The organism is Rhizobium sp. X9 (genome assembly GCF_018873185.1).
Lineage (GTDB): Bacteria > Pseudomonadota > Alphaproteobacteria > Rhizobiales > Rhizobiaceae > Agrobacterium > Agrobacterium oryzihabitans.
In genome coordinates this window covers 1,434,429-1,447,596 of record NZ_CP071311.1, presented here as the reverse complement: position 1 = coordinate 1,447,596, position 13,168 = coordinate 1,434,429, and the positions used below count along the sequence as shown (strand labels likewise).

The following is a 13,168-nucleotide window of genomic DNA, read 5'->3' as shown; positions in this document are numbered from 1 at the left end:
AAGCGCTGGCCCAACTAACCCGGTGCGAGAATTCAAAGCGGACCCCGCACCGGGTTCTTTCTTCCACGAGGATGGCAATGAACCACATACCTCAGACAAGTCAGTTTTGTTGCCCGTCGTGCGGCGGCCATATTGGTACAGCCGCTCCACTGGATCAGGTTGTTGAAAACATCACCCAGCCGTCGCGCCGCCTCATCATGGCGATGCTTGCCGAGAAGCCGGGGAAGGCCGTTTACCGAGATCGCATCATCGACCGGATTTATGGCGGTCGAGCCGACGGTGGGCCTGAAACAGCAGATCATGTCGTGATGGCAATCGTCAGCCAGTTGCGCCGGCAGATCGAACCGTTCGGGTGGACCATTACCAACTCGCGTGGCGGTGCTGGAAACTTGGCACAGTGGCGGCTTATCCCGGTCGAGGTGACGCCATGACACTCATCCTCGGCTTCGATCCCAGCAAAAGCACCGGATGGGCTCTCTTCAGCCCAGAGCGCGAGCGTGAAGACGGCAACTTCTCCCATATCGAATGCGGCGTTTTCCAGATGCCCGATAAGGCAGACCACTATTACACCAGCGACCAGATCGGCATGAAGGTCGCAAATCTCCTTCGCGGCATAAAGGAGCGCCACAAGCGCCTTCCTGACTTCGCCGTCCTGGAGCAGCAGATCCTTGCCAAGATCGCCAACACCAGCGCCGACGCCATGATCTATCCTGGGAAACGAGAGCGCCAGCTAGTCTTAGCTGCCCAGCAACTCGGCTGGCTGGCGTCTACAATCACGAACGAGAAGATGAGCCGGGGTCAGAAGTACCTCGCCTCAGGTGTCACCCCGCCCATGCCCGATTTGGAGGCAGGAGAGTATCTTCTTGAAGCCCTAAAGGAACTCGGCCCGATCCGGTCAAACGGGATGGGTCTTGGAACGCCGGACTGGCAAGAGCTGGTGGCCTTCGCGTCGGCAAATGACCTCGCGCTCCAGCCTTGGGAGTTCCGGCTTATTCGGAAGATGGCGGCGGCTTATCTGTCTGGTTTCAACTCGGGCAAGGAGCCTTTGAGCATCCCGCCTATGGAGAGAGAACAATGAACCGCAGATCATTCATAGCCGCGTTGCTTGCCCTGCCATTCGTTCCGGTAGCTGCCAAAGAGGCAAAGGCGAGGATCAATGTGGCTTGGGCCGCAATGGAGGTTCCGCATGGCGGCATCGCTCATTATGGTGTGGTGGCCGCCGAAACACCCGCCACTGTGATGTTCATTGATGTCCCCGCTCCATACTACTACCGAGAGGGGGCTCTCTACGTCGAAGAGGCGAAGCTGTATGACCCCCGCAAGGAAACCGTCAACGAGTTCATCAGCCGACATTCACAGAGCGGGGGCTAGACACGCGGTCAGATATAGAGCAATCTCCGCTCATTGAGTTACGCCGAGAGTTCTCAAATCAACCTCGGGCGCGAAAGCGAGCTTGGCAGGCAAGGCGAGGCATGGTTTGGCGAGTTAAGGCCAGTCATGGCAAGGCAGGGCGATCCTTTGGGGTCGCCTTTTCTGTTCCTAGAACGGGATGTCGTCATCATCCATTGCATCAGCAAAGCCAGACCGCTCAAGCGGTGGCCAGCGAGGCGGATCAATCTTTGCGTCCGATAGGAGCGATGACATGTACTCTGGGCCAGCGTTTATGTTCGAGTGTTTCAGCTCGTCGTGGTTTTCAATGATGTTGTCGATGCTGGGCCACAGGATGTCGATGTAATCCTCTCGGAAGGCGCTGCACTTTTTGTCTTTGTAGAAGAACGGCCAGAAGCGCTTTGTGAATGCCAAGCGTCTCTCTTCTTCAAAAGTTGGGTGCAACTGCGGCTCTCCGGCAATCTTTAGCGAGCGCTCGCCTTCATTGACGGACCAGAAGTCTCGCCAGCTTGTCTCTGGTTCGTTGTAATCCGGCTGGATGGTCGCTCTATTGGCCGACTCGGTAATCGCGCGCTCTATAACAGTTGTGATCGTCTGTCCGCGTAGCCGTGCGACAAACTCCAGCATGAACCGGGTTTTAGGGTCCATCCGTATGGACAGGGATTCACTCTTGGATGTTTTCTTAGCCATGCATCACCTCTGTATTGCGCACAGATACACGTAATGAAAAATCATTGCAATTGTCGCTTGACGACACAATTAATATAAGCGTAAATGTGTATCGCAACATCAACACAAATCACGAAAGGAATGCACGTTGCGAGCATCTAAGGCGCGATCAAATGAGGAACGGATGCGGATCGCCACGCCGTTTACCGAATCCGAACTGGAAACCATTGATGACTGGGGCTTTGCCCGCCGGATCAGAAACAGGTCTGATATTGTAAGGGAACTCGTGTTCGCCGGTATTGAGGCTACCACAAAAGAAAAGGGCGCGGAGCCTATCACAGCCTAATCCGCACCCTTCGAACGAAATAACCGCCTTGCCGGGCGGTCTCCCTATCACCAGCGGTTAGAAAAGGAACCGACGATGAATGATCCTATTATCATATCAGGGACAGAAATTCGCAAGATCGAATATCGCGGTCATCAGGTGGTGACGTTTGCGATGATCGATAAGGTACACGGCAGGCCTGACGGGACGGCTGGACGAAACTTTCGCGACAATCGCGATCGCTTTGTTGAATCGGAAGATATCATCACCTTGAACCAACCCGACGAAATCCGTCGCCTTGGTTTCACACGGCCGCAAGGCGGAACGCCAGCGTCTGTAATCCTTATCACTAAACGCGGATATCTTAAGATTGCGAAGACGCTTGGCGACGATAAAGCGTGGGAAGTTTTCGATGAAATGATTGAGCGCTACTTCGCAGCTCAGCAGACAGTTCCGGCGTTCACTATTCCTCAGACCTTCGCAGATGCCCTAAGGCTCGCGGCGAAGCAGTCGGAGCAAATTGAGAAGCAGGCTGCTGCTATCACTGAGATGCAGCCGAAAGCTGAGTTTCATGACGGGGTGGCGTCAGCGATCAACGCTCAAGACTTCCAGGCTGTTGCCAAAGTCTTCGGCACTGGCCGCAATCGCTTCATGGGCTGGTTGCGTGACCGCAGCTTCCTGATGGCAAACAATCGCCCATATCAGCGGTATGAAGATGCAGGTTATTTCCGAGTGATCGAGCGGAAGCGCAAAGACCCGCAGACCGGTGAAGACATCACTTACACCAAAACATTGGTGACAGGGAAAGGTGTGACTTATCTGCACAAAAAATGGCAGGAAGATCATCCTTCTAGCGAAGGGAGGGCAGCATAATGAACACTCTCTTCGCAAGCTATGTCACGGGGTCCGCTTTCCGCATCGACTTGTCGAGCCGGATGGTCAACACGCTGGTCTCTGCCTCGCAGGGAAAAGCCGTCGATACCGGCCACTATGGAGCGCCGGGGTTGGTCAATCGTGGGCTGATGGAGGTGATCGACCCCGAGAGCAAGGGCGCCTTTCAAAAGCTCAAGCTAACCGAAGCCGGTCAGAAGGTGTCCGAACTATGCCTTATGGCTGGTCTGAAAGGCGGTGCAGCATGAACCGGCGCACTGTTCTAAAGGGAGGCCTTGTCGTCGCCATTGCCGGCCACTCAGCCGCAGGCGTTGCCGTTGCAGCCGATCCACTGGCGCAGGCCATCAGGGATTACCGGGCGGGGAAAGCGGCATACTGCGTGACCCCGACCACTAGCGAGACCGAAGATGCCGTCTACGAGATGACGATCGGCCGCACAGAACGCATCGTTGACAATTGGGACCAACCGGCACTGACACGCGAAGGCGCTATCGAAGCCTTAAAGTTGATGGAGGAAGAGGAAGTCTTCATCGACAGGGTGGGCGAACGTATGTGCCGTGCTGTTCTCGGTTATCTCGAAGGTCTTCCGGCTTAATGTCACCACAGCGGTGACACATTAAAATACAGTGAGTTAGGCGGCGCAAGCCGCCTTTCTTATTAGAACACGCCGATCAAATCGAGTTGATGTCTGTCGTAGGCGCCTAATCGCTTAAAGTCATCGCATAGCTTCAACTCTTCAACGAACTCATAAGTCTTGGGTGGCTCTCCAGCCTTATCAGGAATTGTTGCTTTCGCGATGTCAGCGCATCGTTGCGGAGTGATCCGGACAGCGGCTAGCTCTCTCTGTTTCTTGATGGCAAGTTCGCGTAGCCGGTCAATGTCTTGCGTCGTGGCGATATCGGAGAGGCTTTGCCGGCGCTTTTGCTCGGCAACATACGATTGTCGCTCCTTGTATAGATACCAGCTTGACGCTGCGATTATGCAAACGCATGCCGCAGCAATAAGCGCTTTCAATGCATCATTCATGTTCCCCTCCTCGTGGGCGTTCAACTTATCCTAGAGACAGGTAAATCCGAATGGCTGATTTCGCAACGCTGGTTCTTGCGGCGGATTCTCGTAGCCTAAAATCCGGCGAGCGCGATCTCGATAGCATCGGATCGACGGCGGAGCGAACAGAGCGCCGCGTGAACAAGGCCACCGACAATATGGCCAAGGGCTTTACTGCGGTCGGTAGGCAGTCAACGTTCGCTGGTCAGCAGATGCGAATGACGTCGATGCAACTTTCTCAGGTTGCTCAACAAGCATCTGCGACCGGCGACTGGCTACAGGCCATCGCCATTCAGCTTCCCGATTTGGCGCTTGGACTAGGACCGATCGGCATTTTGGCTGGCGCGGCTGCTGGCTCTCTTCTCCCGCTTGCAGTCAACTTCCTCACTGCAGCAGGTAACGCTGATGAGCTGGAAGACGCGATGTCCCGCTTGGCAAAGGCGACAGACAGTTATGCTGAAGCAGTTGCTAACTCCTTGCTTTCCGCAACTGATTTGGTGGAGAAATTCGGCGCCCAAGCGGAAGGTGCTGGCCGGGTTTACGACGCGCTTAGGAAGATTGCTGAACTCGATTTTGCCAAGGCCATGGGTGACGTTAAATCCGCCTTGGAAGGAACAATTCAGCCGCTAGATCAGTCTATAGAAAAGTTCGATCTGTTGGCGAAGTTGCCACGAATGCAGACAGACGGATTTGACGCTTATGCTGCCGAAGTCCAGAACCTAGCGAATGAGTTCGGCCTTACTGCTGAGCAAGGTCGCAAAGTCACCCAGGCGATGGACGATCTCTCCAACGCTCAAGGCCCGGTTGAAATTGCACAAGCCGCGATGCGCCTCGGGGATTCGCTGACTGACGCGGCCAATTCAGGAGCGAAGCTGTCGCCGGAGCTGCAGTCCGTACAGAGAGACGCCTACAAGGCCTCTGTCGATGCGGCTGAGTTCGCTCGCATGACAGGTCAAGCTGTTGGTCACGCCAATGAACTCGCAACAGCAGTAGGGGGTGTCGCTGATCAATACGCCAGAGCGGCAAATATCGCCGCTGCACTCAACGCTCAGGCTACAAAGGACATCTTGAGCCAGCTCGGGCCGCTCAATACCCTGAATGCTTTCGAGCGGACGCCTTTCAAAGACGAGATGCAGCTTCAGAACGAGCGTGCTGCGAACACGAAGAGTTTGTATCAGATCGAGGCCGAGCGAGAAGCGAAGAAGGGCAGCCGTAGCGCCAACAGCGAGGCCAAGAAATACGAGCGCGAACGCCAGTCCGTTGCAGACCTCATCAAAGAGCTTGAGGAAGAGCTTAGCCTTGTAGGCCAGAGTGAGACCGCAAAGCGTTCTGCCGCCGCAATCAGGCAAGCCGGTGCAACTGCTACCGATCAGGAGAGGGAGGCGATTGCCAGCCTCATCACTCAGATCGACGCCGAGCAGGAAGCCCGTGATCGCCAGATCGACACTATGGACGAATACAAGGACAGCGTTGGAAGCGTTCTCGATGACATCCGCTCGGCCATGGACGACGGCAAGATCACATGGGACGAATGGGCCGATATTGCCCTGAACGCCCTCGATAAGGTGATAAGCCGCATTCAGGATGACCTGCTGGACGCGATGTTCTCTGTCAACAAGGCATCGTCAAGCGGCGGCGGCGGGGGATTCCTAAGCTCCCTCTTCGGTGGGTTGTTCGGCGGCGGCACTGGCGGGTTTGCAAAGCTTCCTTCTGTCGGGCCGGTTCCTATAGCCCGCCCCAGCTTCGATGGCGGCGGCTAGCCAAGCCACCAGTGTGGACGATTTGCGACGGGGACACCAATGGCGTGAAGCAAGGAATGGTCGAGACAGAGGCAGGATGCGACAAGCGTCTGGCCGTGAAACTGGTCAATGACTACCGCACGCCTCTGGTGAAGTGCACGGGCGATTGGGAACGGCGTCCGATTTCGTGGCGCGCTGCCATGCTTTCCCTGTCTTGGAATATCGGCACGTCTGGCGCCTGCAATTCTACAGCCTTGAAGCTGGCGAAGGTCGGGAAATACCGGGAAAGCTGTGAGGCCGCAACAGCATGGAATAAGGCCGGCGGCAAAGTCTTGCGCGGGCTCGTTCTTCGCCGCGAGATGGGCGACGAAAAGCGCATTGGCGAAGCTGAACTCTGCGTGAGCGGCCTATGAGCGTCCTCAGCTACATTTACATGGCCGTCGGCGCGCTGGCGATGCTGGCGCTTGCTCACCTCTACAATGAGACAATCGACAACCCGTATGTGCGTCGGCAGGCGCTGGCCGGTTACGTCCAGCAGTCGGAACGTGACGCGCTTCAGGCTCAGCTTGATCGGGAGCGCTCTCTGCGTGAGGCGGCCGACCAATCCCTAGCCGCCGCCACGAAACGCGCTGACGAGGCCACCAAGGCACGACAGGCAGCTGAGGCAGAAGCTGACCGATTGGCAGAAGAAGCAGCCAAGGACGCCACCCTTTCCCGCCCCAACGAAAGCGACAAGAAATGGCTATCCGAGCGCTAATTTTGGTGGCGATCGCCATAATTTCAACGGGTTGCCAGACGGACAAGGAGCGCCTCAAGGCTGCATCCGTCGTCAAGGGCGAGACTGCCGCCCGTCAGCCGGTCCTCGTTCTCCCCGCTGCCTGCACCGCACTCATGGAGCGCGTGAAGCTCCGCGACGAGCCGTGGGTGATCCACTCGTGGCGCTGGAACGTCGCCGCCGACAATCGCGACCAGCTGGCCCGAGACTGCCAGGCATTCGCAGACGATTACAATAAAAGGATTGCACAATGATCGGTCTTGGACTTGGCCTGTCTCTCGGTTTGGCGCGGAAGCCTAAGTTTAATCCCGGCGCTCTGCCGAAACTCAAGGCGGCATCAATCGCGGCGGCTGGCAACAACCCGGTTGAACTGCCTGACCTTGCTTCCCCGCCGACAGTGGCATTCAGCGCCTCCACCGACGCAAGTTTGTTTGTCGTCGCTCCGACCGTCAACGCTAATCCGCTGATCTACAAATCGAGCGGCAAGCGATTTAGCGCATTCAGCGATCAATGGCTGACCATGGCGCATCTCAGCGTGGCCCCTCGCTCGAATGGCAATATCAAGGTTATAAACACGGGGCGCGAACCTACGTCGCCCACAGTTCCCGCCAATGGTTATGACCAGGGCAACAACTGGAATATCCGCTTCAAGGCGACAGGCTTGCAGGTCTTCGAGTTTTCATATCCGCAGAATGCCACAAACGCGCCTGTTCGCATCATCGTGGACGGTCGTTACATTGCGCGAGACGGTCATGCTGTGAATGGCGTTTCGACGTCCAGAGTGAAGGTGACATTTGCGACTGCTGCAACGCGGGAAATCGAGATCGAGATCGGCACGAGCCATACCTTCGCAGCCTTGAAGGTGAACACGGGCGCAACATTGATTGAGCCAACTCGACGCCCAAAGGCTGTCGTTGTCGGAACGAGCTTTGAAGAGGCGCTATTGATTGGCGCCTACACCTCAGGAACATTCATAAGGGACGCCGCTGGTGTAATTCGTTACGCACCATGGGACAGCCATTTCGCGACGTTCTGCAAGCTCAACGGCTACGACTACCGAAACTCGGGGCTTGGCGGCACTGGCTACAGCGCAACGGCTGGAGCACAGAACATCGTTGGCCAGATGGATTACTGGATTGCTGACGACACATACGACCTTATCGTTTTCGGCGGCCCGTACAACGACAAGGACCTGAACCAAACGACGATGCGAACCAACGCCCGCGCGGCATGGGAAAAGGCTCGGCTCAATCAGCCAAATGCAGTCATCATCGTTCAGGGGTGTTGCGGCGGCGCTGGCGTGACCAACAATAGCAGCAGCACAATCACGGCTGAAGCTAACCTGAAGGCAGAATTTGACGCGTGGATCGCAGCAGGCGAGAAGAAAGCCTATTTCATCCCGGTAAGCCCGAACTATGCCACGGCGCTGATCAAAGACACCAATTACACGGATTGGATTTCGACCGACAACACACACCCGTATCGCGGGGATGCCACGCACGGTCACGTTGGGATTGGCTATTATTTCAACACCAAATGGCGTGCGCTCATAGGCGCCTGACGTTCTCCCTCGAGCTATGGCCGGGGGGCTTTTCTTTACTCGCATCTCAAGGGTTTTGCCGATGGCACCTGAAATAGACGCTGCAGTTCATCGGCAGCTTGGAGAACTCGTCGCCGGCATGCACAGCTTGCAGGAATCGTTAAAGCGAGTGGAAGACCAATCCAGACGATCAGAGGATCGGGCGACAGAAAGTCGTGCAGCCGTTCATCGTCGCATGGATGAAATGGTCAACCGTGTCGGATCTGTGGAAACGTCGGTTTCCTCTCTCAAGGAGGATGTGGCCGAAATGAAGCCCGTCACGGATGATGTCAGGCGTTGGCGCCTCATGGGTATCGGGGCATTGAGTATGATCGGGATTGGCGGCGTCGCTCTTGGGGTGTCATTTGCCGACGCGCTCAAGCGGATTGGGGGTCTGTTGATTGGCCGGATTTGAACGTATTCCAATACGGATAATGCTCAGCACACCACCAGCGCGGTTTTTCGACCTTTGACTTGCTATAGCCCAGCCCGCCCCACTTCTTACAGCCCGGATGCTCGCACCAGTGATTTTCGTGCACGCCGTCTCCAGTCTTGTTGGTCTGGTCACTCATAACCGTATCTCTCGTTAAGCTCTACCTTCCGGCGTTCCATCTCGGCAATCACCTCTGGATTATCGTATGGCCTGCTCATGTCGGTATGTGGTGGGCTTAGCTTCGAATCACCCAGCCGCCCACATTGAGCGCAAGTCCATCGCCGGTTCAAATAACTCTCATTCGGATTGATCTTCGAAAGGTCAACGTCAACGCGGCGTTCACACTGCGTGCAGTAGGCGGTTATCGAATAGGCGTGAATGTAGAGATATCCAAATGTTCCGGTGCGCACGGGCTTTCCCTCCTGTGACAGAGTTTCGTTTTCCCTCAATGTTGTGATGCGCGCCGCCCAGCGCTTTGTTCTAGATATGTTCACCGCGATCTTCGTGTCAATAAGGGGAACAGAACGGAACAAGAATTGGAAACGGTTTCCAATTTGCTGGAAACTGGCTCGCCGTAGCGAGAATCGCTCATTTCAATTTGCGCTTTATATTCAATGCTTTGAGATGAGAAATTTGGTGGGTGATGTAGGGCTCGAACCTACGACCCGCTGATTAAGAGTCAGCTGCTCTACCAACTGAGCTAATCACCCGACCGACACCGTGTGGCGGTGTGAGGGGGGCTATAAAGGGGAAGTTTGGGCTTGTCCAGCGCGGAAATGAAATTTCTTCGATTTTTGTGACGAAAAAATTTCAGTCGCGCTGGAAAAGTCTGGAAATCCGGGCTTTTACGGATTTTTCATTTTCCTCATCCGCGTCTGAACGCTCGGCCGATAAGGATGAGGATACAGGCGCCGATGAAGCCGGCGATGAGGTAACCGATCCAGCCGGTCAAAACGATTCCGAAAACCGACAATATGGCGTTGGCGACGATCGCGCCGACGATTCCAAGAAGGATGTTCATGAAAACACCCATATTGCTTTTCATGAATTGTTCGGCGAGCCACCCGGCGACACCACCGATGATGATAGCTGCGATCCAGCCAATACCAGCAGATTCCATGATTTCCTCCCATGTTTGCTGCACTATCAAAGGTGATGATTCTCGTGGTGAAAAGCAAGGCAGACACCCGAAAACCTCGCTTTATGCGGGTGGTTTTCCTCGCTGCAGGCGGTAAATAACCTGAAGCGGTGTTCAGAGACGAAAGGCATGGATGTGCGGTTGATGGTTGGCGGATTGATAAACGACAGGCGCGTGATGGGCGGGCAGGCGTCCGGCCGGCGGCGAAAGACCGCCATGGCCGCGATAATGGCCATGGTGCTTTCCCTGCTTGGCGGGTTTTTCCTGTCGGCAATGCCTGTCTCCGCACAGGAAGGGACAACGCCGTCCGCACCGGTCGTGATCCAGGCCTCCGCCGTCGAGCAGGCAAGAGCGGATCTGGAAAAATGGAAGGCCGATGTTTCGGCGATCGCCAAGCAGGTGGAGGCGGGCGGCAGCGATGACGCGCAGCTGGTGGACCTGAAGGGACGCGCAGATACCATTGCAGCCGATGCCTCCGCCACCAACACCAAGCTGCGCACCCGTCTCGACCAGATAAAGACGCGCCTTGAGGCGCTTGGCGAGCCACCTGCCGATGGCCAGCCGCCGGAAGCGAGCATGGTGACCGAAGAGCGCGCCCGGCTGACGGCGGAGCGGGCGGAGGTGAACGCGATTGCCGGCGAGGTGGAGAGCACCGCCACCAATGCCGCGCAGATCTCCAACAATATCACCGCGGTGCGCCGTGCGCTTTTCGCCGCCACCCTGTTCAAACGCACGGAAGTCTCCGCCCAGACATTGGGCGATGCGTCTTCCGCCTTTTTGACCGAACTGACGAACCTCAACAATGCGTTCAGCAGCTGGGCGGGCTTCGTCTGGAACTACAAGCGCCTGCCGATGTTCGGGGCCGTGGTGCTGTCGATCATGGCGGCGCTGCTCTTTCTGGTGGGTGGTTATCGCTTCTTCGGCAGCCGCATGGACAGGCGCGCCTTTACCGGCGAGCCCTCCTATCTTCGGCGGCTTTCGGTGGCCTTCTGGTCAACCATGGTGCAGTCGCTCTCGCTTTTCCTGTTCCTGGTAACCTCGGCGTTCTTCCTCGATAATTTCAACGTACTTCGCTCCGATATAGCGCCGATCCTGTTCGGGGCCATGGCGATCACCGGCTTCGTTTATTTCGTGTCGCGTCTGAGCTATGCGATCTTTGCGCCGACGCAGCCGGAATGGCGGCTGCTGCAGGTTTCAAACAAGGGCGCGCATACGCTGTCTTCCGCAGTGCTGTTGATGGCGCTGGTCAACGGCCTCGACTATCTGTTCGGCACGATCAGCGAGACGCTTTATTCGCCGCTGATCGTCACCGTCGCCAAGAGCTTCGTTGCCTCCATCATCATCGGCATCATCCTGCTCACCGTTTCGTTCCTGCGCCCGGTGATCGGCGAGGGGCAGGATTACGAGACCGCCAACCAGCGCCTGCCGCGCTGGCTCGTCATCCTGCTGCGTGTCGGCGGCCTCGTGCTCATCGGCGCCTGCCTCACGGGTTATGTCGGGCTGGCGCGATTCCTTGCCACGCAGATCGTCGCCACGGGCGCGGTGCTCGCAACGATGTATATCGGCATTCTCTCGGGCAAGGCGATTTCGAGGCAGGGGGCCTTTGCGGAATCCCTTGCCGGCCGTTATCTCGGGCGTCGTTTCGGTCTCGGTCCTGTCGCGCTCGATCAGGCCGGTCTTGCCGCGGGGCTTGGCATCTATGCCGTGGCACTTGCCTTCGGCGTGCCGCTCATCCTGTTTTCCTGGGGGTTCCAGCCGGGCGACATTGAAAGCTGGGCCTATCGCCTGCTGACCGGCATCACCGTCGGCAATGCCTCCATCTCGCTGATCGGCCTGTTCGGCGGCGTCCTCGTCTTCGCCATCGGCTACATCATCACGCGCTGGTTCCAGAAGTGGCTGGACAACAACGTCATGGCGCGCGGGCAGGTGGATGCCGGGGTGCGCAACTCGGTCAAAACAGGCATCGGCTATCTCGGCATCGCGGTTGCGGCCATCTTCGGCGTGTCCTCCGCCGGCCTCAACCTCTCCAGCTTGGCGCTGGTCGCCTCCGCTCTTTCCGTCGGTATCGGTTTCGGCCTCCAGAACATCGTCTCGAACTTCGTCTCCGGCCTCATCCTTCTGGTCGAGCGTCCCTTCAAGGTGGGCGACTGGGTGGTGACAGGCACGACAGAAGGCACCGTCAAGCGACTTTCCGTGCGCGCGACCGAGATCGAAACCTTCCGTGGCCAGTCGATCATCGTGCCGAACTCCGAATTCATCAATTCCTCGGTCGGCAACTGGACACACCGCAACCGTATCATGCGCGCGGAAATTCCGGTTTCCGTGGCTTACGATTCCGATCCGCAGCAGGTCATGGATATCCTGCTGGAACTGGTGCGCGCCCAGCCGCCGGTGCTGCGCAACCCCGAGCCGCATGTGGAATTTTTGCGTTTCGGCGATTTTTCGCTGGATTTCGAATTGCGTTTCCACCTTGCAGATCTGTCAAACGGGCTTGGCGTGAAAAACGCGCTGAGGATCGCCATCCTCAAACGTTTCCGCGAGGAGGGGATCGATATTCCGTTCCCGCAGCGCAACCTCAATATCCACGTGGAAGGCGACGCTAACCCGCAAATGCTGGCGGCGCTGCTTGCGGAAGAAGGCGAGAAAGCGGTGGCCGCACATACAGGCGCCGCATCGCCCGCCTCTGGAACGACGGAAAAAGATGTCGCCGGGGTGGGCGACAAGACCGCTTCGGAAACGAAGGCGACACCAAAGCTGGTTGGCAAGGATAAATGATGGTGGGCTGCATCGGCAGGGTTCTGGCGACTGCGCCGTAGCCTTGCCGATGTTGGAAAATGGCGGACGCGGGACGGGTGGCTGGCTGAACCCGGCCTGGCTGCTGAGGGATGTATCGCCTGCGGATTTCACAGCGATCTGCCCGTCGCCTGTCGCAAAAATATAATCGAAATACCCGTAATGACTGTATTGATGAATAAACTTTAAGTAGATATATTGTGGTTATTCTTTAGTTTATTTTTCTGTCGGGGTTCACATGCCGGATCCAGTCGATGAGAATGCCCAGCCTGCCCAGCCTGCCCAGCCTGCCCAGCCTGCCCAGCCTCCGGGCCAAGTTCCAGTAAAAGCGTCTCTGATGGAAAAGCTGAAGGGTGTTTGGGCATGGGGAAAGCCCCATGCCACCAGGGC

General features: G+C 56.9%; 18 protein-coding genes and 1 tRNA gene. 14 read left to right on the top strand and 5 right to left on the bottom strand.

Annotated features, from left to right (window positions below; translation table 11 throughout):
- Positions 1-77: 77 nt before the first annotated feature.
- Genes JZY08_RS07105 through JZY08_RS07095 form a run of 3 tightly spaced genes read left to right on the top strand, consistent with a single transcriptional unit; the run spans position 78 to position 1,371 of the window.
- Positions 78-431, top strand: a complete 354-nt coding sequence (locus JZY08_RS07105; protein ID WP_216331403.1) for a winged helix-turn-helix domain-containing protein — start codon at positions 78-80, stop codon at positions 429-431.
- A complete protein-coding gene (locus JZY08_RS07100; RefSeq protein ID WP_216331402.1) occupies positions 428-1,078 on the top strand; it encodes a hypothetical protein in 651 nt (216 codons plus the stop codon). Before JZY08_RS07105 ends, JZY08_RS07100 begins: the two co-directional genes overlap by 4 nt.
- Entirely contained in the window at positions 1,075-1,371 is a 297-nt protein-coding gene (locus JZY08_RS07095) for a hypothetical protein (protein WP_216331401.1), read from the top strand. The genes JZY08_RS07100 and JZY08_RS07095 overlap by 4 nt, the downstream gene beginning before the upstream one ends.
- Before the next feature lie 168 nt (positions 1,372-1,539).
- Here JZY08_RS07095 and JZY08_RS07090 read toward each other — a convergent pair whose 3' ends face one another.
- Positions 1,540-2,079 carry a type II toxin-antitoxin system VapB family antitoxin gene (locus tag JZY08_RS07090; protein ID WP_216331400.1) on the bottom strand — a complete coding sequence of 180 codons (540 nt, stop codon included), beginning with the start codon at positions 2,077-2,079 and terminating at the stop codon, positions 1,540-1,542.
- A gap of 163 nt (positions 2,080-2,242) precedes the next feature.
- Here JZY08_RS07090 and JZY08_RS07085 point away from each other — a divergent pair, with 163 nt between their 5' ends.
- From JZY08_RS07085 to JZY08_RS07070, 4 genes are all read left to right on the top strand, one after another.
- On the top strand, positions 2,243-2,404 hold the full coding sequence (locus JZY08_RS07085; RefSeq protein ID WP_174068277.1) for a hypothetical protein: 162 nt from the start codon (positions 2,243-2,245) through the stop codon (positions 2,402-2,404).
- Between the two features lie 75 nt (positions 2,405-2,479).
- On the top strand, positions 2,480-3,256 hold the full coding sequence (locus tag JZY08_RS07080) for a phage antirepressor KilAC domain-containing protein (RefSeq protein ID WP_216331399.1): 777 nt from the start codon (positions 2,480-2,482) through the stop codon (positions 3,254-3,256).
- Positions 3,256-3,522: a hypothetical protein gene (locus JZY08_RS07075; RefSeq protein WP_216331398.1), complete on the top strand. Its 267-nt coding sequence runs from the start codon at positions 3,256-3,258 to the stop codon at positions 3,520-3,522. Before JZY08_RS07080 ends, JZY08_RS07075 begins: the two co-directional genes overlap by 1 nt.
- Positions 3,519-3,869, top strand: a complete 351-nt coding sequence (locus JZY08_RS07070; RefSeq protein WP_216331397.1) for a hypothetical protein — start codon at positions 3,519-3,521, stop codon at positions 3,867-3,869. Before JZY08_RS07075 ends, JZY08_RS07070 begins: the two co-directional genes overlap by 4 nt.
- Positions 3,870-3,931: 62 nt before the next feature.
- On the opposite strand, the gene JZY08_RS07065 is transcribed toward JZY08_RS07070, so the two are convergent.
- On the bottom strand, positions 3,932-4,300 hold the full coding sequence (locus JZY08_RS07065; RefSeq protein ID WP_216331396.1) for a hypothetical protein: 369 nt from the start codon (positions 4,298-4,300) through the stop codon (positions 3,932-3,934).
- A gap of 50 nt (positions 4,301-4,350) precedes the next feature.
- On the opposite strand from JZY08_RS07065, the gene JZY08_RS07060 reads away from it, so the two are divergent.
- The 6 genes from JZY08_RS07060 (at position 4,351) to JZY08_RS07035 (ending at position 8,829) form a co-directional block, all read left to right on the top strand.
- Positions 4,351-6,081, top strand: coding sequence for a hypothetical protein (locus JZY08_RS07060; RefSeq protein WP_216331395.1), 1,731 nt, complete (start codon positions 4,351-4,353; stop codon positions 6,079-6,081).
- Positions 6,082-6,137: 56 nt separating this feature from the next.
- Entirely contained in the window at positions 6,138-6,473 is a 336-nt protein-coding gene (locus JZY08_RS07055) for a glycoside hydrolase family protein (protein WP_216331394.1), read from the top strand.
- Positions 6,470-6,817, top strand: coding sequence for a hypothetical protein (locus JZY08_RS07050; protein WP_216331393.1), 348 nt, complete (start codon positions 6,470-6,472; stop codon positions 6,815-6,817). The genes JZY08_RS07055 and JZY08_RS07050 overlap by 4 nt, the downstream gene beginning before the upstream one ends.
- Positions 6,818-6,822: 5 nt before the next feature.
- Entirely contained in the window at positions 6,823-7,089 is a 267-nt protein-coding gene (locus tag JZY08_RS07045; RefSeq protein ID WP_216331392.1) for a hypothetical protein, read from the top strand.
- The gene (locus JZY08_RS07040; RefSeq protein WP_216331391.1) at positions 7,086-8,396 is read left to right on the top strand and encodes a hypothetical protein; all 1,311 of its coding nucleotides are present in this window, start codon (positions 7,086-7,088) and stop codon (positions 8,394-8,396) included. Before JZY08_RS07045 ends, JZY08_RS07040 begins: the two co-directional genes overlap by 4 nt.
- Positions 8,397-8,457: 61 nt before the next feature.
- Positions 8,458-8,829, top strand: coding sequence for a DUF1515 family protein (locus JZY08_RS07035; RefSeq protein ID WP_216331390.1), 372 nt, complete (start codon positions 8,458-8,460; stop codon positions 8,827-8,829).
- A gap of 652 nt (positions 8,830-9,481) precedes the next feature.
- Here JZY08_RS07035 and JZY08_RS07030 read toward each other — a convergent pair.
- From JZY08_RS07030 to JZY08_RS07020, 3 genes are all read right to left on the bottom strand, one after another.
- Positions 9,482-9,557 (bottom strand) — tRNA-Lys (locus tag JZY08_RS07030).
- 155 nt (positions 9,558-9,712) lie between these two features.
- Positions 9,713-9,967 (bottom strand): GlsB/YeaQ/YmgE family stress response membrane protein, encoded by a 255-nt coding sequence (locus JZY08_RS07025; RefSeq protein ID WP_035223217.1) that lies wholly within the window; start codon positions 9,965-9,967, stop codon positions 9,713-9,715.
- 26 nt (positions 9,968-9,993) lie between these two features.
- Positions 9,994-10,221 carry a hypothetical protein gene (locus tag JZY08_RS07020; protein ID WP_003495785.1) on the bottom strand — a complete coding sequence of 76 codons (228 nt, stop codon included), beginning with the start codon at positions 10,219-10,221 and terminating at the stop codon, positions 9,994-9,996.
- Between JZY08_RS07020 and JZY08_RS07015 the strand changes: the two genes are divergently transcribed.
- Positions 10,163-12,760 (top strand): mechanosensitive ion channel family protein, encoded by a 2,598-nt coding sequence (locus JZY08_RS07015; RefSeq protein WP_253204067.1) that lies wholly within the window; start codon positions 10,163-10,165, stop codon positions 12,758-12,760. The two genes, JZY08_RS07020 and JZY08_RS07015, sit on opposite strands and share 59 nt — an antisense overlap.
- The last annotated feature ends 408 nt before the right edge of the window (positions 12,761-13,168 follow it).

Bases quoted from the DNA above. Each gene is read 5' to 3' on its own strand.
- JZY08_RS07105 (WP_216331403.1), top strand. From the start codon at position 78: ATGAACCACATACCTCAGACAAGTCAGTTTTGTTGCCCGTCGTGCGGC.
- JZY08_RS07025 (WP_035223217.1), bottom strand. From the start codon at position 9,967: ATGGAATCTGCTGGTATTGGCTGGATCGCAGCTATCATCATCGGTGGT.
- JZY08_RS07040 (WP_216331391.1), top strand. From the start codon at position 7,086: ATGATCGGTCTTGGACTTGGCCTGTCTCTCGGTTTGGCGCGGAAGCCT.
- JZY08_RS07075 (WP_216331398.1), top strand. From the start codon at position 3,256: ATGAACACTCTCTTCGCAAGCTATGTCACGGGGTCCGCTTTCCGCATC.
- JZY08_RS07085 (WP_174068277.1), top strand. From the start codon at position 2,243: ATGCGGATCGCCACGCCGTTTACCGAATCCGAACTGGAAACCATTGAT.
- JZY08_RS07050 (WP_216331393.1), top strand. From the start codon at position 6,470: ATGAGCGTCCTCAGCTACATTTACATGGCCGTCGGCGCGCTGGCGATG.
- JZY08_RS07080 (WP_216331399.1), top strand. From the start codon at position 2,480: ATGAATGATCCTATTATCATATCAGGGACAGAAATTCGCAAGATCGAA.
- JZY08_RS07055 (WP_216331394.1), top strand. From the start codon at position 6,138: ATGGTCGAGACAGAGGCAGGATGCGACAAGCGTCTGGCCGTGAAACTG.
- JZY08_RS07065 (WP_216331396.1), bottom strand. From the start codon at position 4,300: ATGAATGATGCATTGAAAGCGCTTATTGCTGCGGCATGCGTTTGCATA.
- JZY08_RS07090 (WP_216331400.1), bottom strand. From the start codon at position 2,079: ATGGCTAAGAAAACATCCAAGAGTGAATCCCTGTCCATACGGATGGAC.
- JZY08_RS07070 (WP_216331397.1), top strand. From the start codon at position 3,519: ATGAACCGGCGCACTGTTCTAAAGGGAGGCCTTGTCGTCGCCATTGCC.
- JZY08_RS07095 (WP_216331401.1), top strand. From the start codon at position 1,075: ATGAACCGCAGATCATTCATAGCCGCGTTGCTTGCCCTGCCATTCGTT.
- JZY08_RS07060 (WP_216331395.1), top strand. From the start codon at position 4,351: ATGGCTGATTTCGCAACGCTGGTTCTTGCGGCGGATTCTCGTAGCCTA.
- JZY08_RS07020 (WP_003495785.1), bottom strand. From the start codon at position 10,221: ATGGCCATTATCGCGGCCATGGCGGTCTTTCGCCGCCGGCCGGACGCC.
- JZY08_RS07015 (WP_253204067.1), top strand. From the start codon at position 10,163: ATGGGCGGGCAGGCGTCCGGCCGGCGGCGAAAGACCGCCATGGCCGCG.
- JZY08_RS07035 (WP_216331390.1), top strand. From the start codon at position 8,458: ATGGCACCTGAAATAGACGCTGCAGTTCATCGGCAGCTTGGAGAACTC.
- JZY08_RS07100 (WP_216331402.1), top strand. From the start codon at position 428: ATGACACTCATCCTCGGCTTCGATCCCAGCAAAAGCACCGGATGGGCT.